At 65.1% G+C, this 17,972-nt stretch carries 13 protein-coding genes and 1 pseudogene; 5 read left to right on the forward strand and 9 right to left on the reverse strand.

Translation table 11 applies throughout. The annotated features are described in order from the left end of the window. Nucleotides 1-160: 160 nt before the first annotated feature. The 3 genes from IVA79_RS30730 to IVA79_RS30740 are packed head-to-tail and all read right to left on the reverse strand — an operon-like array spanning nucleotide 161 to nucleotide 3,618. Nucleotides 161-745, reverse strand: coding sequence for a DUF1254 domain-containing protein (locus tag IVA79_RS30730; protein WP_247560192.1), 585 nt, complete (start codon nucleotides 743-745; stop codon nucleotides 161-163). Then, a complete protein-coding gene (locus IVA79_RS30735; protein WP_247560194.1) occupies nucleotides 742-1,320 on the reverse strand; it encodes a DUF1214 domain-containing protein in 579 nt (192 codons plus the stop codon). Before IVA79_RS30735 ends, IVA79_RS30730 begins: the two co-directional genes overlap by 4 nt. A 9-nt stretch (nucleotides 1,321-1,329) precedes the next feature. Then, entirely contained in the window at nucleotides 1,330-3,618 is a 2,289-nt protein-coding gene (locus tag IVA79_RS30740; protein WP_247560195.1) for a PBP1A family penicillin-binding protein, read from the reverse strand. 293 nt (nucleotides 3,619-3,911) lie between these two features. On the opposite strand from IVA79_RS30740, the gene IVA79_RS30745 reads away from it, so the two are divergent. Together IVA79_RS30745 and IVA79_RS30750 are read left to right on the forward strand one after the other, a co-directional pair. Then, nucleotides 3,912-4,427 carry a YcgN family cysteine cluster protein gene (locus IVA79_RS30745; protein ID WP_247560197.1) on the forward strand — a complete coding sequence of 172 codons (516 nt, stop codon included), beginning with the start codon at nucleotides 3,912-3,914 and terminating at the stop codon, nucleotides 4,425-4,427. A gap of 155 nt (nucleotides 4,428-4,582) precedes the next feature. Continuing rightward, nucleotides 4,583-6,166, forward strand: coding sequence for an MDR family MFS transporter (locus tag IVA79_RS30750; protein ID WP_247560199.1), 1,584 nt, complete (start codon nucleotides 4,583-4,585; stop codon nucleotides 6,164-6,166). A 4-nt stretch (nucleotides 6,167-6,170) separates the two neighbouring features. Here IVA79_RS30750 and IVA79_RS30755 read toward each other — a convergent pair whose 3' ends face one another. After that, the gene (locus tag IVA79_RS30755) at nucleotides 6,171-8,669 is read right to left on the reverse strand and encodes a GAF domain-containing protein (protein WP_247560201.1); all 2,499 of its coding nucleotides are present in this window, start codon (nucleotides 8,667-8,669) and stop codon (nucleotides 6,171-6,173) included. 446 nt (nucleotides 8,670-9,115) lie between these two features. Next, nucleotides 9,116-10,756, reverse strand: a pseudogene (locus IVA79_RS30760) (thiamine pyrophosphate-requiring protein); the annotation flags it as partial. Between the two features lie 355 nt (nucleotides 10,757-11,111). On the opposite strand from IVA79_RS30760, the gene IVA79_RS30765 reads away from it, so the two are divergent. The 3 genes from IVA79_RS30765 to IVA79_RS30775 are packed head-to-tail and all read left to right on the forward strand — an operon-like array spanning nucleotide 11,112 to nucleotide 14,475. Continuing rightward, on the forward strand, nucleotides 11,112-11,576 hold the full coding sequence (locus IVA79_RS30765; protein ID WP_247560204.1) for a (2Fe-2S)-binding protein: 465 nt from the start codon (nucleotides 11,112-11,114) through the stop codon (nucleotides 11,574-11,576). A 1-nt stretch (nucleotide 11,577) separates the two neighbouring features. Next, nucleotides 11,578-13,833 (forward strand): molybdopterin cofactor-binding domain-containing protein, encoded by a 2,256-nt coding sequence (locus IVA79_RS30770; RefSeq protein ID WP_346658213.1) that lies wholly within the window; start codon nucleotides 11,578-11,580, stop codon nucleotides 13,831-13,833. Nucleotides 13,834-13,839: 6 nt separating this feature from the next. Beyond that, nucleotides 13,840-14,475: a hypothetical protein gene (locus IVA79_RS30775; protein WP_247560209.1), complete on the forward strand. Its 636-nt coding sequence runs from the start codon at nucleotides 13,840-13,842 to the stop codon at nucleotides 14,473-14,475. A 4-nt stretch (nucleotides 14,476-14,479) separates the two neighbouring features. On the opposite strand, the gene IVA79_RS30780 is transcribed toward IVA79_RS30775, so the two are convergent. The 4 genes from IVA79_RS30780 to IVA79_RS30795 form a co-directional block, all read right to left on the reverse strand. Continuing rightward, the gene (locus IVA79_RS30780) at nucleotides 14,480-14,872 is read right to left on the reverse strand and encodes a hypothetical protein (protein ID WP_247560211.1); all 393 of its coding nucleotides are present in this window, start codon (nucleotides 14,870-14,872) and stop codon (nucleotides 14,480-14,482) included. Nucleotides 14,873-16,186: 1,314 nt separating this feature from the next. Further along, nucleotides 16,187-16,351, reverse strand: a complete 165-nt coding sequence (locus IVA79_RS30785) for a Flp family type IVb pilin (protein ID WP_247560213.1) — start codon at nucleotides 16,349-16,351, stop codon at nucleotides 16,187-16,189. Nucleotides 16,352-16,658: 307 nt separating this feature from the next. Further along, nucleotides 16,659-16,895: a hypothetical protein gene (locus IVA79_RS30790; protein ID WP_247560215.1), complete on the reverse strand. Its 237-nt coding sequence runs from the start codon at nucleotides 16,893-16,895 to the stop codon at nucleotides 16,659-16,661. 58 nt (nucleotides 16,896-16,953) lie between these two features. Beyond that, on the reverse strand, nucleotides 16,954-17,937 hold the full coding sequence (locus IVA79_RS30795; RefSeq protein ID WP_247560217.1) for a Ku protein: 984 nt from the start codon (nucleotides 17,935-17,937) through the stop codon (nucleotides 16,954-16,956). Nucleotides 17,938-17,972: the final 35 nt, after the last annotated feature.

The following is a 17,972-nucleotide window of genomic DNA, read 5'->3' on the forward strand; positions in this document are numbered from 1 at the left end:
CCGCTGTACGCACGACAACGTCCGCTATGGCCGAAAGCGTAAGCTGTGTTCCTGCATGCTGGTCGAGCGGGCTGATCCAAACGAACTATCAAATCCTTCCGAACGCGATCGATCGCGCTGCCGTACTCGCCGCTCCCTGACGTGCCGAACTGGCCGCGCTTCAGCGCCGGCCGCGCGGCGGCTCTGCCTTGGCGGGCTGCTCGGTCTGCGGTCCGCAGCTCGCGGCCTGAAGCGTCGCCTGCGCCTGCTGAATCAGGCCAGGCTCGGGGGCGAGCGCCTTCATCAGGATCAGGCCGGTGGTAGAGGGGGAATCGATGATCAGGCGGTCGGCCGCGGTGACCTCTTCATCCTCGGGCAGCTCGTTGTGCTGCGCTTCCGTCATCAAATCGAGCTCGATCACCTTGCGGCCCGCGGAGCGGTCGTTGATGGCGTAATAGGCGATCTCGTTTCGGGTGTAGAACGAGACCGAGGTGTAGGCCTGGCTCACCGGCACCGTCAGCTTGATCGGCCCGCCCGAGAGGTCGTAGCGGCAGATCGCCAGCGCGAAGGCCGGATCCATGAACGGCATCGGCGAGGTCTGCGGATCGGCGAGGGGAAGCTGCGTCACGCCGTTCAGCTTGGTCATCGGCGTCAGTCGTGAATAGGCATCCTGCGTCGCGATCCGCGGCAGCGCCAGCACGCTGACGAGATGGACCACGAGGCCCAGAACGATGCCGGCAACGATGGTGAACGCCAGGCGGATCATGAGCAGCCCACCGTCGAGATGGAAGGCATCGGCGCATCGCGCTGGGTGCGCGTCGCCACGCCCACCGGCGTGTCGTAGAGGCGCAGCATCAGGGCGTAGCGCTCGATGCCGCCGGTCGGCAGCCAGTTGCCGGCGCGCGAGCGCGAGGCGATGCGGACCTCGAACGAGCCGTCGGACGACCGCACGATCTCCTGGCTGGTGAAGCCGTAGCGCTGGAGCGAATTGGCGACGAGGTGGCCCTTGCGGTCGTACAGCGTCAGCGTCCAGAACCGCGCAGGCGGCGTCACGCCGGAAACGACGACGTCGCAGCGGCCGTCGAGCGCCTTCTTCTTGTCGTCGGTGGTGGCGGTGAAGGCGACGCCGTCGCCGGTGCCGATCGGCAGCTCGCCGTTGCGCACGATGGTGGCGCGCGAATAGGGATCGACGTCGGCGGTGCCGGTGCGCGGCCGCGCGGTCCAGGCGCCGATGGTCAGCGCGCCGATCTCGGTGCCGCGCGTCGTCGTCATCCAGGTCGCGCCGACGCCGACCACGGTCGCGAGCAGAAGGGCCGTCAATGTGATCAGGATCAGCCGCACTTGTTTCGATCAGTTCTTGCGCGGGACGGAGGCGTTGGCATTCTCTTCCGCATAGTTCTGCGGGAAGGCGAGCGCGCTCGTCGCCGAGGACGGCCCGGCCGGCTTGGTGCCGGCGTCGGCCGATTTCTTTGCGGTCTTGGCCGCGTCGTCCAGCAGCTTCTCGACGCGCACCAGGATGTCGGCGCCGCGCTTGGTCAACACCGGCGGCGGGCCCGGCTTGGTCTCCAGGATCTTCGGCGCCGCGTTGGCCTGCGCGTTGCTGACATGCTGCGGCGGCAGCTTCTGGCCCATGCCGATGCCGGGGATCTCCCGGACCTCAACGCCCTGATGCGCCGCGAGCATGATGTCGTGCCAGGTCTGCGCCGGCAGCGAGCCGCCGGTCATGCGGTTGGTCGGCGAATAATCGTCGTTGCCGTACCACACCGCGCAGGTGAAATTGCCGGTGTAGCCGACGAACCAGGCGTCGCGATACGCATTGGTGGTGCCGGTCTTGCCCGCAGTCGGAATGCCGTCGAGGGCCGCGCGGCGCGCGGTGCCTTCGCTGACGACGTGGCTCATCATGCCGGCCATGTCGGCGGCGACGGAGGCGGGGATCGCCTGCCGCGGCTTCGGCCCGTCGCGGTCCCAGCGCCAGACGAGGTCGCCGGCGCCGGTGCGCACCTCCAGCACCGAATGCGGCGTCACCGCCTTGCCGCGGTTGGGGAAGGTCGCGTAGGCGACCGCGTGCTCGAGCACGGTGACTTCGTCCGAACCGATCGGCAGCGACGGCGTGTCAGGCAGCGGCGCCTTGAGGCCGAAGCGGCGCGCGACCTCGACAATCTTGGCCCGGCCAACCTTGGCCGGGTTCTGTGCTTTGGGCTCGTTCTTCTGGCCGATCGCGATCGACAGCTTCACCGGCACCACGTTGATCGAGCGCGTGATCGCCTGCGTCAACGTCACCGAGCCGGAATAGGAATGGCCATAATTCTGCGGGCACCAATTGCCGATGCAGACCGGGCCGTCGACCACGATCGAGTTCGGCGTGAAGCCGTTCAGGAGCGCAGTGGTGTAGACGTAAGGCTTGAACGAGGAGCCGGGCTGGCGGTAGGCGTCGGTGGCGCGGTTGAACTGGCTGGCGCCATAGTCGCGGCCGCCGACCATGGCGCGGATGCCGCCGTCGAGATCGGCGACCACGGTCGCGGCCTGCGTCGCGTGATAGTCGCGGCCGAACTGGCGCAGCTGGTTCTCGACCGCGTCTTCCGCCGCCTTCTGCACGTTGGTGTCGATGGCGAGGCGCACCACGAAGACGCGCTCGGTGTACGATTTCGGGAAGGTGTCGACCAGCTTGCGCATCTCGTCGAAGGCGTAGTCGAGATAGTAGTTCGGCGAAGCTTCGTCGCGGCGGTCGACCGCGAAGGCGGGGTTGCGGCGGGCGCCGAACACCTGGCCCTCGGTCATGAAGCCGGCATCGACGAGATTGTCGAGCACGACGTTGGCGCGGGCGCGGGCGGCGGGCAGGTTGATGTGGGGCGCGTATTTCGTCGGCGCCTTGAACAGGCCGGCGAGCATCGCCGCTTCCGCCAGCGTCACGTCGCGCGCGGATTTGTTGAAGTAGAAATGCGCCGCGCCGTCGACGCCGAAGGTGCCGCCGCCCATATAGGCGCGGTCCAGATACAGCTTGAGGATCTCGTTCTTGGTCAGGCGCCATTCCAGCCAGACCGCGAGGAAGGCCTCGTTGACCTTGCGTTCGATGGTGCGCTCGTTGCTCAGGAACAGGTTCTTGGCGAGCTGCTGGGTGATCGAGGAGCCGCCCTGGCGGACGCCGCCGGCTTGCGCGTTGGTGACGAGTGCGCGCGCGGTGCCGGCGATGTCGATGCCGAAATGCTCGTAGAAGCGGCGGTCCTCGGTCGCCAGCGTCGCCTTGATCAGCACGTCAGGAAAATCTTCCAGCGGGATCGAGTCGTTGTGCTTGATGCCGCGGCTGCCGATCGGGTTGCCGTAGCGATCAAGGAACGTCACCGCCAGATCGGACTTCTTCAGCCAGTCCTCGTCCGCGGTCTCGCGAAAGGCGGGGATGGCGAGGGTGAGCATCACGACCAGGCCGCCGAGGCCGAGAGTCGCGGCCTCCGACAGCGGCTCGATGAACACCCAGCGCTTCCACCGCCCGACATAGAAGCGGTCCATGAAGGTCGAGTAGCGCTCGTAGAGCTCGCGGATGCCCTTGGCCGAGGAGAACAGCGAGGAGTCGATGCGCGCATCGAGGTCCAGGAAGAAGTTCCGGACCTTCTGCTTCCAATGCGGTGGTATGATCTGGCGCACCTAGAACCCTTGAGGCTCGCTGCGAAAGCGTTCAAGCACCCGGCCGGGGCGGCATCGAGACGTCTTGGGGGAACGTTGCGGCAAACCCAAGGCGCCCGGCCAGCATCCGAGGGACTTGCTGTTCCTTCTAGCCGAGCGGAGCCCATAAACCAATGGTCACGCTCGCGATTTTGAACAACAGGCCTAATTGACCCCGGGGCATTACGGGCCTCAAAGGGGCCTTGCTTGCACCACCCCAGCGGCACGCTCTAGATGGCGTTGCTAGTTGCTCTTTCGAACCTTTGTTGAGGCGCATGACCGCAGCTCCCAAACGACCTTCAGGCCAGGAAGGATTCTTCTGGAAAACCAAGACGTTGGAAGAGATGTCTGGGTCCGAATGGGAAAGCCTGTGCGACGGCTGCGGGCGCTGCTGCCTGAACAAGCTCGAGGACGAGGACACCGGCGACATCTATTTCACCCATATCGGCTGCAAGCTGCTCGATGGTGCGAGCTGCGCCTGCAAGGACTATCCGAATCGGTCCGACAAGGTTCCGGATTGCGTTCGCCTGACGCCGGCCAATGTCCGCACCCTGAACTGGCTGCCGCCGAGCTGCGGCTACAAGCTCGTTGCCGAGGGCCGCGACCTCTATTGGTGGCATCCGCTGGTGTCGGGCGACCCCAACACCGTGCACGACGCCGGCGTCTCCGTGCGCGGCCGGGTCGAGGGCAGCGAGGAGGAGATCCCGGACGAGGAGCTCGAGGACCACATCGTGCAATGGCCGGCCCTGCTGCCGAAACGGGCCCGCCTGAAGCGACGCCCGAAGGACTGATCCGGCGCACGCCGCCATTCAATTGTTCGGGATGACCCGCGGGTGGGATGCTCCCATGCGCCGCGGTGCCTGCCTGGGAAGAACTTTGCTGTCTACATTGGCTGCATAGAACGAATCCTTCGCGGCGTTGCGCCGCCCCACGACGTCCGATCGAAATGAACAAGTTCGAACGGCAGACCAGTTCTGCCGACATCCAGACTTTGCCCGACGATATCGCCGAGGAGCTGTCTCGGCTTCCGAGCGAGGTCATCAGCGTCGATGACGCCCCGTCGATCGCGCCGCCGGCGCCGCTGTCGAAGGACGAAGTCCGCACCATCGTCATCAGCCTGATGCTGACGATGTTCCTGGCCGCCCTCGACCAGACCATCGTCGCGACCGCGCTGCCGACCATCGGACGCCAGTTCCACGACGTCTCCAATCTCTCCTGGGTCATCACCGCCTATCTGCTCGCCTCGACCGCGGTCGCGCCGGTGTTCGGCACCTTGAGCGACATCTACGGCCGCCGCGCCATGATCATCATCTCGCTCAGCCTGTTCGTGGCGGGCTCGGTGCTGTGCGCGATCGCGCCGAACATGCCGATGCTGATCCTGGCGCGCGGCCTTCAGGGTCTCGGCGGCGGCGGCATCATGCCTGTCGTGCAGACGGTGATCTCCGATGTCGTCAGCCCGCGCGAGCGCGGCCAGTACCAGGCCTATTTCTCCAGCGTCTGGATGGTCGGCGGAATCTTAGGCCCGGTCATCGGTGGTGTGTTCGCCGAGCATCTGCACTGGTCGATGATCTTCTGGATCAATCTGCCGCTCGCGGCCGCCGCAATCGCGCTGCTGCTGCCGAACATGAAGAAGATCCCGGTGTTCCACCGCAAGCGCAAGGTCGACTGGCTCGGCGGCGTGCTGCTGATGGCCTCCGCCGTGGTCTTCATGCTGGTGCTGACCTGGGGCGGCTCGCGTTATCCGTGGCTGTCGCCGACCGTGCTGGCGATGGTGGGCGGCGCCGTCGCGCTCGCGGTCAGCTTCGTGTGGCACGCCCGGCGGGCCGACGAGCCGTTCCTGCCGCTGCCCTTGCTGACCGGATCGGTCGCGCCGTTCGCGCTGACGGCCGGCGGCTGCGGGCTCGGGGCGATCACCGGCCTCACCGTGCAGCTCCCGCTCTATTACGAGCAGGTCTATCATCTCACCGCCAGCGAGGCGGGCCTTGCGCTGATTCCGCTCGCGGCGGTCTCGACTTGCGGCGCGGCGATTGCCGGCCGCACCATGGCGCGCGCCAAGCATTACAAGCGCGTCGCCATCATCGGTACGTCCTGGGCCGCGCTGTGCGGCCTCGGCCTCACGCTCACCACCCTGCCGCTGTGGGGTCTGCTGACGCTGATGGCGGCCTTCGCGCTCGGGCTCGGCACCACCTTTCCGGTGTGCGTGGTCTCGCTGCAGAACTCGGTCGCGCGCCCGCAAGTCGGCACCATCACCGGCGCGATGAACTTCTTCCGCTCGTTGATGTCCTCGTTCACGGTCGCCGCGTTCGCGGCAATCCTGCTGATCGCGCTCGGCATCGACGTTCCGCTCGCCGGCGAGCATCACGCCGCGGGCGCCGTCGCGATACCCACTGAGGACATGCGGCACGCCTTCCGTTACGTGTTCGGCGCCGCCACCGCGCTGATGAGCATTGCCGCGCTGTGCCTGATCGCGATGGAGGAGCGGCCGCTGGCCGGGCCCACGGCGAAGCAACCGGTCGAGATGGCGGAGTAGGGGCTCAGCCACCGCCATCCGGAAAGCTGCTCTTGCGCGGCAGCAGAAGCGTGAATTCGGTAAACTTGCCCGGCTCGGTCGCGACGTCGATGGTGCCGCCATGCTGCTTCACCACGATGTCGTGGCTCATCGACAATCCGAGCCCGGTGCCTTCGCCGGCCGGTTTGGTGGTGAAGAACGGATTGAACATCTTCTCCTTCACCTCGTCCGGGATGCCCGTGCCGTTGTCGCGAATGCGGATCTCGACGTGATCGCCGCGGTCGCGGGTCGCGGCGGTCACGACCGGCGTGTAACCGGCCGCCTCGTTCTCCGCCTTGCGCTTGGCGACCGCATGGAATCCGTTTCCGATCAGGTTCAGCAGCACCCGGGTGATCTCCTGCGGGAACACATCGGCCGAGCCGGCCGCCGGATCGAGGTCGCGTTCGAGCGTCACGTCGAACTGCGGCTTCTCGGCCCGCGCGCCGTGATAGGCGAGGTTGAGGCTTTCCTCGACCACCGCGTTGATGTCGCTCAGGCGGTGCTCGCCGCCGCCCTCGCGCGAATGCAGCAGCATGTTCTTCACAATGGAATCGGCGCGCCGTCCGTGCTGCACGATTTTTTCGAGATTGTCCTTCAGCAGCCCCGTGAGCTCGTCGACCTCGCTGCGGATATCGTCCGCAAGGGCCGCGGGTGCGAGCACCTCGTTCAGCTCCTCGGTCAATTCGGCGGAGAGCGATGCGAAATTGTTGACGAAGTTGAGCGGGTTCTTGATCTCATGCGCGATGCCGGCGGTGAGCTGGCCGAGCGATGCCAGCTTCTCGGTCTGGACCAGCCGGTCTTGCGCGGCGCGCAGATCGTCGAGCGATTTGGCGAGCTGGCTTGTTCGATCCTGCACCTCGTTGAACAGGCGCGTGTTCTCGACCGCGATCACGGCCTGGTCGGCGAAGGTCTTGAGCAGGTTGATCGCCTTGTCCGGGAAGTGACCGGGCTGCGGCCGCGTGACGGCAATGGTGCCGATCGCAACGCCATCGCGCAGCATCGGCACCACGAGGATGCTGCGATAGCCTCGCGTCTTCGCCAGCTCCTTCATGGCGTCGGTGAGGTCGGGTTCGTTCTGCATGTCGCTGCGGAAGGCATACTCGCCGCTCCTCGCCACCCGGCTGTGAATGCCTGACGCCGACAGCGGCGCCGGGAACGAGCTGAGCAGATCGGCGTTGCCGGCCTCATTGTCGGTGGTGAAGGCGGCCAGATGCAGCATGCCATCGAGGAGGCGGGTGACGGTGGAGGAGTGCCCGCCGATCAGCGCCTTGGCGCTGTCGGAGATGGCCTGGAACACCGGCGTGACGTCGGCGGGCGAGGCCGCGATCACTTTGAGAATGTCGGCGGTCGCGGTCTGGCGTTCCAGCGCTTCCTTGGTGGCGTTGAACAGGCTGACATTCTTGATCGCGATCACCGCCTGGTCGGCGAAGGTCTGCAGCAGCCGGACATGATGATCGCCGAACGCGCCCGTCGCACGGCGCGTCGCAATGATGATGCCGATGGCCTCGCCCTCGCTCATCAATGGCGTGAACAGCATGCTGCGATAGCCCCGCGCACGCGCGATGTCGCGCGCCGCCGGCTCGAGCTCGGTGTCCGGCAATTGCGCCGCGGCGCCATGGGCCACGAGGGAATAGGGCGGGAATCGCGCGAACGGCACCGGGAACGAGGCCTGCAGCACGCGATCGCCGGCCGGATCGGTCGGCGTGAACGCGGCAAGGTGCGCGGCGCCGTCGACATAGCGCAGCACAGCCGTGGAAAAGCCGCCGATCAGCCGGTTGGCGTTGGCGGCGATGGCCTCGAACACCGGCTGCACGTCGGAGGGCGAGGCCGCCATCACTTTCAAAATGTCCGCCGTCGCGGTCTGGCGTTCGAGTGCCTCTTTGGTCTCGTTGAACAGCCGCGCATTCTCGATCGCGATCACGGCCTGGTCGGCAAAGGTCTGCAGCAACTGCACGAGGTCGGGCGCGAACGCGCCTGGCTCAGCGCGCGTGACGCTGATCATGCCGACGGGCGTGCCACGGTTCATCAGCGGCATGAACAGCACGCTGCGGAAGCCGCGCATCCGCGCCAGCTCGCGGTTCAGCTCGGGGACGTCATCGGCTTCGCTGTCGGGAAACTGGATGGTCTCGCCGTCACGCACCAGGGCGAAGGTCGGGAAGTCCGCGATCTTGCGCGGAAACGAGGCCTTGAGCCCTTTGTCCGCCTCCGGGCTGGTCGGCGTGAACGCCACGAGATGCAGCTCGTCGCCGATGAATTGAAGCACGGTGGCGGAGAAGCCGTCGAGCAAGCGCTTGGAACTTGATGCAATCGCAGCGAACACGGGGCGGGCATCGGAGGGCGAGGCCGCGATATTGCGCAGAATCTCGGCGCTGGCGCTCTGGCGATCCCGCGCAATCGCCAGCTCGCTGCGCAGCTGCGAAGTCTCGGCTGCAGCCGATCGCAATCGGCGCTCCAGTTCCTCGATTTCGTTGGAAGGGGTGGTCATTCCTGATCCGGCTCGATGCCGCGACAGGCGCGGCACCGGGCCGGATTATCACATCTTCCGCGGCCGGAGCCAGCGCCTGCGGCCGCGGCACCAACTGAAACCAGCCTGGTCGAGAGGCAGTGGCGGAGTCGCCTCTCCCGAGTAGGGCGATCTATATGGCGTGTACGATCGGGCGGCATTGGCACTGGGCTCCCTCTCCCGCTTGCGGGGGAGGGTTGGGGTGGGGGTGTCTCCGCGTCGGGATTGTTGAGGATTGCTGAGAATGTCCCTGCGTGGCGCGAGCCCTCACCCGCCGCGCTCTGCGAGCGCGTCGGCCTCTCCCGCAAGCGGGAGAGGCGGAGCAAACCGCGACGGTCCTCGCGTATTTATCTACGATTGCCCTGTCTCCCGTCGGGGATAGGTGGACGGCGGCGCAAGCAGTTGGGCTTAATCATGGGCGCCCCGTCTCACGTGCCCGGCCGCGATACCTCGGTCTCCTTGCTGGTGATGAACTCCAGCAGCACCGGGATGCCCTCCTGCGTCTTCTGGATACCGCGCTTGATCGCGGGCACGATGTCCTCCGGCCTCAATACTCGCTCGCCGTAGCCGCCGAAGGCGCGCGCCATTGCGGCATAGTCGCCGGAAATGTCGGTCGAGCGATATTTTTCGGTCGAGACCGGCATCACCTTCAATTCGATCGCCATCGAGAAATTATTGAGCAGGATCGACATGATCGGAATGCGCTCGCGCACCGCCGTCTCGAAATCCATGCCCGTGAATCCAATGGCAGCATCGCCCCAGACATTGATGCAGAGCTTGTCGGGCTTGGCGAGCTTGGCGCCCATCGCAAGGCCGAGGCCGTAGCCGAGCTGCGTGGTCTTGCCCCAGCCGAGATAGGTGAGGGGCGCGACCGACTTCCAGAACGGCGAGAGCTGGTCGCGCGGGCTGCCGGCATCATGCGTGATGATGGTGTTCTCGACGTCGACGGTGTGCTGCAAATCCCAGAGCACGCGATAGGGGCTGAGCGGCGCATCGTTGCTGGTGAGTTTTGGCATCCATTTCGCCAGCCACTCCTTGTGCGAGGCCGCGATCTCGGCCGCGACTGCGGAAGCATCGCGATCAGCAGTGACGGTCTTGCCGATCTCCTCCAGCAGCGCGTCGAGCACGAGGCCGGCGTCACCGACGAGGCCGATCCTGGCCTCCACATCCTTGTTGAGATGATTGGGATCGAGCGTGGAATGGATGATGGTCTTGCCCTTCGGCATCGCGATGCCGAAGTTCGTCTCGGTGAAGGAGCAGCCGATGCCGAAGATGACGTCGGCCTCGCTCAGAAACTTCGGCACCGCGCGCGGCACCGCGAGCCCGCCCGAGCCGAGCGAGAGTGGATGGGTTTCCGGGAACGACGATTTGCCCCCTAAGCTGGTGGTGACGGGGATCGCCAGCCGCTCCGCGAGCCGCTTCAACTGCGGCCAGGCTTGCGCGTAATGCACGCCCTGGCCGGCATAGATCACAGGCCGTTTTGCATTCACGAGCAGGCCGGCGGCATGCTTCACATGCACGGGGTCGGCGCCGTAGCGGGTGCGCAGCACCGGCGTGTAGTCGAGCGGCTCCGGCACCTCCTCGTTCCACATGTCGGAGGGGATTTCGACGATCACGGGCCCGCCGCGGCCATTCTTCAGCTTGGTGAAGGCGCGGCGGAAGATGTTGGCGACTTCCGCGGCGAGGATGATTGGCTCGGACGATTTCGCGAACGGCTTCATCGCCTCGCTGGAATTGAAGTTCGGCTCGATATGGGAGAGCCTGCGCTGATAGCCCATCGGCAGCACCAGCACCGGCACGGATTCGCCAAAGCACTGCGCAACGCCGCCCATGGCATTCTCGGCGCCCGGGCCATGCTGCATGCAGAACGCGCCGATGCTGCGGCCCGACGTCACCCGCGAGATCGCATCCGCCATGTGGATGCCGACGCGCTCCTGCCGCACCATCACCGGGCGGATCTCGGCCTTCGCCGCATGCTCGATCAGGTGGTTGACGGGATAGCCGCAGAGGATCTCGATGCCCTCGCGCCTCATGATTTCCGCAATGGCGGTGCCGAGCTTCATGGCGTCTCTCTCCCTGGCAAGGCCGGTTGATCCGGCTTGAGAGAGAGAGGATCAGGAATTGCGGGAAGCGTAAAGCGCAGTTGATCTCGCCCGCAGGTAGGTCAGCCATGCAGGACGAGCGATCGCTACTCTGCGGTTCGCAGCTGCCCTCGGTATTGATCAAAGTGTCGCGCGACGAGAAGGCGCACGCCATGCGACTTGGCGCTGAAGCAACAGGCAGCACAGCACATGCAGCCGGCCACCGAGTCAAACCTTTATCGTGCGAATTCGAAACTGAGCGCCGGTGCTGCAGGCTTTGGGTTTGACAGTTTTGAAGCTGCGGGAGCACCGTAGCTTCGGCGTTATGTAGGGACATATCGACATGATCGAGCTCACGGTGAACGGGATCAAGCGCCAGGTCGACGTCGTTGCGGAGATGCCTCTGCTCTGGGTGCTGCGCGACGAGCTCGGCATCACCAGCGCCAAATACGGCTGCGGGGTCGCGCAATGCGGCGCGTGCACCGTCCAGATCGATGGAATGGCGGTCAGATCCTGCCAGGCGCATATCGGCGAGGTCGCCGGCAAGTCGGTCGTCACGCTCGAAGGGCTCGAGAAGAAGGAGCAGCATCCGGTCTTGCAGGCCTGGATCGAGCATCAGGTCCCGCAATGCGGCTACTGTCAGACCGGCCAGATCATGCAGGCTATCTCCCTTCTGGATCTGATCTCCCAGCCGACGGACGAGGAGATCAACCAGGTGATGTCCGGCAATCTTTGCCGCTGCGGCACCTATCCGCGCATCCGTGCGGCGATCCATGCGGCTGCGGCCAAGAAGATGGCGGAGAAGTGAGATGGGCCACATGCAGACCCTTTCGCGGCGAGCTTTCGTTTTCGGCTCCGCTGCCGTCGCCGGCGGCATCGCTTTTGGTGCCTATGGCAGCGCCGAAGCGGCCGTGCCCAGCGCCGACGGCAATCCGCTGGCCGCCGGCCTCGGCGCGAATTCGGTGACCTTCAATCCCTGGGTCGAGATCAGCCCGGACAAGATCACGCTGATCGCGCAACACGCGGACATCGGCCAGGGTGTCGGCTCGGTGCAGCCGATCATGATCGCCGAGGAGATGGACCTCGATCCCGGCCAGTTCGAAATCCGGTTCGCCGGTCCAAGTCCCGCTTATTTCAACACGGGCTTTGCCGACGAGTTCGCGCCGTTCGTGGCCGCGGACCAAAGCCCGGCTGCGGAGGAAGCGCGCGCGGCGACGCTCGAATGGCTGCGAAAGTCCGGCCTGCAAATGACGGGTGGATCCAGCACCATTCCGGACACTTATCAGAAGCTGCGCGTCGCCGGTGCGGTGGCGCGCGAGACGCTCAAGGCCGCCGCAGCCAAACGCTCGGGCGTCGCAGTGGCCGACCTTCGCACGCAATCGGGCCATGTGGTCCTGCCCGACGGAACCAGGATCGCCTATGGCGCACTCGCGGCAGATGCCGCGAAAATTCCGCCGGTGCTCGATGCACAGCCGCGCGACCCGTCCAAATGGCGGATGCTCGGCAAGCCGATGATGCGCCTTGACGTTCGCGAGAAGGTCATGGGCGAGCTGAAGTTCGGCATCGATATCAAGATGGACGGGATGCTCTACGCCTCCGTCAAGCTGAACCCCAACAAGGGGCAGCCGCTGAAATCCTACGATGCCGGCAAGGCGCGGGCGATGCCGGGGGTGAAAAAGATCCTCGAAATCAAGAATGGCGTCGCGGTGATCGCCACGAACAGCTGGTACGCGATGAAGGCGGTCGACGCCATCGCTTGCGAGTGGGCGCCCTCGGCCTATCCCTCCGAGCAGGCCGATCATTGGAAAGTGCTGGAATCCTCGTTCAAGCCGGAGTTCCTCGGCAAGGAGTGGCGAAAGACCGGCGACATCGAGAGCGCCCTGAAGACGGGCAAGCTCGTCGAAGCCGAATATCGCGCGCCCTATGTGGCGCATCAGCCGCTCGAGCCGCTGAACGGGGTCGGCCTCGTCACCGACAAGGGTATGGAAATCTGGGTTGGCCATCAGAGCCCACGCTTCGTGCAGTGGGTCGCATCGACGGCGATCGGCCTCAAGCCGGAACAGGTCACCTTCCACAATCAGTGGAGCGGTGGAAGCTTCGGCCACCGTCTCGAATACGAGAACGTCCGCGTTCTCGCCGAGATTGCAAATCAGATGAAGGGAACGCCGATCAAACTCGTGTTCTCGCGCGAGGAGGATTTCCTCCAGGACATTCCGCGGCAGATCGCGATCGCACGGCATCGCGGCAGCATCGACAAGGGAAAGATCGTCGCGGCCGATCTGCAGCTGGCTTCGACTACTCCGCTCAAGGGGCTGCTCGAGCGTTCGGGGACGCCCTCGAAGGATCCCGACGGGCAATTGGCCGCCGGCCTGTGGAACGTCTATTACGACATTCCCAATTTTCGGGGCACGAGCTACGAAGCGCAGGGACTTTCGCCGAGCACGACGTGGCGCTCGGTCGGTGCCTCGACATCCGGCTTCTTCACCGAAAGCTTCATCGACGAATTGATCCATGCGGCGGGCCTCGATCCCCTGAAGGCGCGCATCGCGATGTGCACCGTGCCGCACTATCGCAAGGTGCTGGAAACGGTCGCGGAGATGTCGGATTGGAACGGACCGCTCGGTAACGGCCGAGGGCGCGGCGTCGCCTTCGTGGAGTCGTTCGGGACACCGGCCGCCGAAGTCGTCGAGGTGACGGCGACGGACCGCGGCATCAGGGTCGACAAGGTCTGGGTCGCGGTCGATGTCGGCAAGGTCGTCGATCCCGTCAATTTCGAGAACCAGGTGCAGGGCGGCGTCATCTGGGGACTTGGCCACGCCATCAATTGCGAGCTGACTTATGCCAAGGGCGCGGTGCAGCAGACCAACTACAATCACCACGAAGCCATGCGGATCTATCAATGCCCGGTCATCGAGGTTCGCGGGCTCGAGAACGATCCGAAGGTGAGGGGAGTCGGAGAGCCGCCGGTGCCTCCCGCAGCGCCTGCGCTCGCCAATGCGATCTTCGCGGCGACCGGAAAACGCATCCGCGAGATGCCTTTCAACAAGTTCATCGATTTCGTGTGAGGGTGGATGATGAAGGGATTTTTGATCGCGGTGGTCCTCATCGCTTCGTCGGTTGCAGCCCTCACGGGACTTGTCGCGGCCAAGGACGAAGCCAGCAAAGACATCCTGCCGCCGGGCAGTGTGAGCCGGGCGGCGGGGTTGGAGGCCTGGAAGCGGATCGAAGCGGTGGTGACTCATCCGCGTTGCGCCAACTGCCACGTCGATGCCAAGGCCATTCCGATCTGGACGCCGGCAGGCGAAACCAGGCCTCGCGTGCATGGAATGAACATCCACGGCGGAGAGAGCCGCATCGGCGCGGAGGCGATCCCGTGCTCGACCTGTCACATGACCTCGACACAGGCGAACGAGCCGGCACCGGCACCGCCGCGCGCCGGCATCGACTGGCAGCTCGCCCCGGTCGCTTTCATCTGGTTTGGCAAGAGCGGCGCCGAGATCTGCGCGCAGCTGAAGGATCCCAAGCGCAATGGCGGCCGCGACGCCGCCGGCCTCGTCGAGCACCTGCGGCACGATGCATCCCTGAGCGGATTCATTCCCCGCGGCTGGGCTCCCGGCGCAGGCCGCTCGACGCCGCCGGGGACCTTCGAGGATCACGTCAAGGACATGGCGACGTGGGGTGCGGCGGGACAGCCCTGTCCGAACTGACGCGTTATCTGCAGTTTTGGCAGATCATCAGCTTTCGCTTCAAGGCCGCATCTTCCTGGTCGAGGTCATTCGCATCCGCATTGGATCTGGTGTCCCGTGCCGCGCGCGATCGCGGCGCCGCCCGGCTCGGTGTGTCGTTGTCATCGGCGGTGCCGACGCTGAAGCCATCATAGTCGGTGGCCGGATTCGGCTGCGGCCCATGGACGACGGATGGTGAGGCCTCCCTGCCGGCGGCCGCCGGTGGAATCCTCGAATTCTCGGTGTTCGCGCGCGGCGGTGAGGCGGTTGGCGGAACAAGCGAAACCGGCGGCGCGACCGACGTCTGTCCCCTCGCGCTGCCCTGCGACCAGACGCCGATCAACATCAGGCCGAGAGCCAACAGCGTCACGCTTCTCATCTGCATCCTTTAAGCCGCTCTGGTTCATCGATTGGCGGCATCGCTCGTCGAGCGGCGCCGTGGTGAAGGATATCAGGACTCGCATGGCGTCAAAAGCGTGGCGGGAATCTCGGCTGCGGCGATCCTTCGAGACGCCCGCCTTCGGCGGGCCCTCAGGATGAGGACGGAGTGCGCGACTACAATTTCACGGGGCAAGGGTGCTGCTTAGCCTCATCCTGAGGAGACCGCCACCGGGTCCGCGCAAAGCGCGGCCCGATGACAGGCTCCGCGGTCGTCTCGAAGGACGAGGCGCGCGCACGGGCGCCGCCAAACGTCATATGCGATTGCCTGCCCCGGAGCTGGCCCCGTCCCACCCACCATCCGTTGTGGTGCCCGACGGCCAAAACACGCAAGCCGTGGGTCGATATCTCCCGGCAAAAATATTCGAATTTACAGAAGTTCGGTTTTGCCGTACAAGCCTGGCCATCCCGCCCGCCACAAGGGGCGTTTCGCGATCGTCACGAGACGCGGGCCGGGATGCGGTGGCCGCGACGGCGTCGGCGCGTCATGTTGGTTGCAGGGCGGGAAACCGTGAGCAGCGACGGGCGCGATACGACACGGCGCTGACAGCGTCTTCGCATGGTCTCGACGGTGAGCGCACGCCAGCCGTGGAGAACCCAGCGAGGATGTGCGCGGACGGAGAAGTCGTGTGGTCCTGACGCCCGGGGTTCTGGCGTCAAGTCAAGCGGTGATGTAGCGGCCAACCGGCACGCGCATCAGTCATCTGCAAGGCGACGGGGGCAATAGTGCAACGCTCCCCGAGGAGAGCACGAAGGACACCGTGAAAACCATCCGCGCAGGGAAGGCCGGGCGACCGGCATCACCTGTCGTCCACCCCGTGCGCGTTCTTTCGCACACGCGGGACTTCGGGTGCCAGCCGGCGCCCGGCCTTCCCTGCGCCCTTGCTCTAGATAAGGGCGGAAGAAGACAGCAAAGCTCGGGCGAATCAAGCCGCGAGAATGCGAAGGTATGCCTGCGATGTCGTAGGATGGGTAGAGCACTTGCGAAACCCATCATGTTTCAACGGAGAAGAAGTATTGATGGGTTTCGCTTCGCTCTACCCATCCTACGAACTCCCGCAAGCAGCGGTCTCGTGCCCCGGACGTAGCGCAGCGCGCCGCGTCTTTGCGGCGTGGTGCGCTGCAGAGCCGGGGCCCATGTCTCAGAGCGCGATCATCGGAAAGATGGCTCCCGGCTCTGCGCCGCAACGTGAAGGACGTTGCAGCGCGTCCGGGACACGGATCATGCGTGCCGTCGCCCACACTATCCGCCCGGTTACTTCGTGGCGGCGTCGATCGCGTTGAACTTGTTGCTGAGCAGCGCGCTGCCGGTGCTGTTCACGATGGTGACGATCGCGAGCGCGATCCCCGCGGCAATCAGGCCGTACTCGATCGCAGTTGCACCATTTTCATCGGCAAGGAACGACCTCAGCAAACGCATTGCCAACTCCTGTTCGTCCGATCCAACGTAGGGTCGCATCGTCATCGGACTCATCAATAGATCGAATAAGTCTTATGCGCGCCAAAAGAATTAAGCCCGGGCAAGTCGCGCCTCCGCTGATACGACGACACCCCTTAAATTAAGGTTCCATCGGTCCGTCCAAATGGATTCAAATCGGCAGACCCCCGCCGGCAGGGGTGGTGAAGTGCGCCAGCCGCAGGTCCTGATGCGAGCCGGGAGGCCGGTCGCGCCGGGCAGGCGAGTGCCGGTTAACGGATTGTTGAGGCTGTTTGCCAAGCCATCGCGCTCATCCGCGCCGGCCGCCGGCATTCAGCGCCCGCAACATCGCGATGCGGGCGAACATCATCCAGCCGCCGCCCGTCTCGGCGGCCTTGATCAAGGTCTCGATGGCGGTCTGCCAATGTGCCTCGTGCTGGGCGTCCTCGGGCAAGCGCATGATGTAGTCCGCCGCTTGCTGAAGCGTGAGCAGCTCGCGTTTGCTGTCGACGCGAACGGGATCGTCGAACGCCGTCGACCAGGGCATGTCAGGCCGCCCGATCCGCGAGGAGTGACGTCACGGTGTGATTGCAGATGCGATGCTGTCAGCCTGCCTTCTTCGTCCGCGCCGGGGCGCGCACCGGCTTGTCGGCGGCCTTTTTCGAAGCGTCCTTCGCCGTCTTCGCCGCAGCATCCTTGCCGCCCTTGCCGGCGATGGGGAGCAGCATCTCGCGCTGGCCCTCGACGCGCTTCTTCGGCTTCTTGGCCTTGGAGGTGTCCTTGGCCACCTTCGCCGCAGGCGCGGCATCCTTTTCGTTCGCGATGCTCTTCTTCAGCGCGTCCATCAAATTGATGACGTTGCCGCCGCTCTTCGGCGTGGCCCTGGCTGCGATCGGCATGCCCGAGCGCTTCTTGTTGATGAGATCGATCAGGGCGGTCTCGTAATGGTCCTCGAACAGCTCGGGCTCGAACGCGCCGGACTTCTTCTCGACGATGTGTTTTGCCAGGTCGAGCATGTCCCTGGTGAGCTTCACGTCCTGGATGTCGTCGAAATATTCGGTCTCGCTGCGGACCTCGTAGGGATAGCGCAGCAGCGTGCCCATCAGCCCGCTCTCGAGCGGCTCGAGCGCGATGATGTGCTCGCGGTTGGTCAGCACCACGCGGCCGATCGCGACCTTGTCCATGCTGCGAATGGTCTCGCGGATCACGGCATAGGCGTCGTGGCCGACCTTGCCGTCCGGCACGAGATAATAGGGGCGGATCAGGTAGCGGTTGTCGATGTCGGCCTTCGGCACGAACTCGTCGATGTCGATCGTGTGGGTCGAGTCGAGCGCGATGTCGTCGAGCTCGTCCTTGGTGACCTCGATATAGGTGTCGGTGTCGACCTTGTAGCCCTTGACGATGTCCTCGGAGGTCACCTCGTCACCGGTCTCGGCGTCGACCTTGAGGTACTTGATCCGGTGGCCGGTCTTGCGGTTGATCTGATTGAAGGAGACCTTCTCGGTATCCGAAGTGGCCGGATAGAGCGCGACCGGACAGGTCACGAGCGACAGACGCAAAAAACCCTTCCAATTGGCGCGGGGGGCCATGGGCTACTCCAAACGCAACAGGGACAGACGATCAG

The sequence above is a fragment of the Bradyrhizobium sp. 138 genome (assembly GCF_023074075.1).
GTDB lineage: Bacteria > Pseudomonadota > Alphaproteobacteria > Rhizobiales > Xanthobacteraceae > Bradyrhizobium.

What these genes read in the sequence shown, in the direction of transcription:
- IVA79_RS30730 (WP_247560192.1), bottom strand. Translation starts at nt 745, where the DNA reads ATGATCCGCCTGGCGTTCACCATCGTTGCCGGCATCGTTCTGGGCCTC.
- IVA79_RS30745 (WP_247560197.1), top strand. Translation starts at nt 3,912, where the DNA reads ATGACCGCAGCTCCCAAACGACCTTCAGGCCAGGAAGGATTCTTCTGG.
- IVA79_RS30750 (WP_247560199.1), top strand. Translation starts at nt 4,583, where the DNA reads ATGAACAAGTTCGAACGGCAGACCAGTTCTGCCGACATCCAGACTTTG.
- IVA79_RS30755 (WP_247560201.1), bottom strand. Translation starts at nt 8,669, where the DNA reads ATGACCACCCCTTCCAACGAAATCGAGGAACTGGAGCGCCGATTGCGA.
- IVA79_RS30765 (WP_247560204.1), top strand. Translation starts at nt 11,112, where the DNA reads ATGATCGAGCTCACGGTGAACGGGATCAAGCGCCAGGTCGACGTCGTT.
- IVA79_RS30770 (WP_346658213.1), top strand. Translation starts at nt 11,578, where the DNA reads ATGGGCCACATGCAGACCCTTTCGCGGCGAGCTTTCGTTTTCGGCTCC.
- IVA79_RS30775 (WP_247560209.1), top strand. Translation starts at nt 13,840, where the DNA reads ATGATGAAGGGATTTTTGATCGCGGTGGTCCTCATCGCTTCGTCGGTT.
- IVA79_RS30780 (WP_247560211.1), bottom strand. Translation starts at nt 14,872, where the DNA reads ATGAGAAGCGTGACGCTGTTGGCTCTCGGCCTGATGTTGATCGGCGTC.
- IVA79_RS30785 (WP_247560213.1), bottom strand. Translation starts at nt 16,351, where the DNA reads ATGCGTTTGCTGAGGTCGTTCCTTGCCGATGAAAATGGTGCAACTGCG.
- IVA79_RS30790 (WP_247560215.1), bottom strand. Translation starts at nt 16,895, where the DNA reads ATGCCCTGGTCGACGGCGTTCGACGATCCCGTTCGCGTCGACAGCAAA.
- IVA79_RS30795 (WP_247560217.1), bottom strand. Translation starts at nt 17,937, where the DNA reads ATGGCCCCCCGCGCCAATTGGAAGGGTTTTTTGCGTCTGTCGCTCGTG.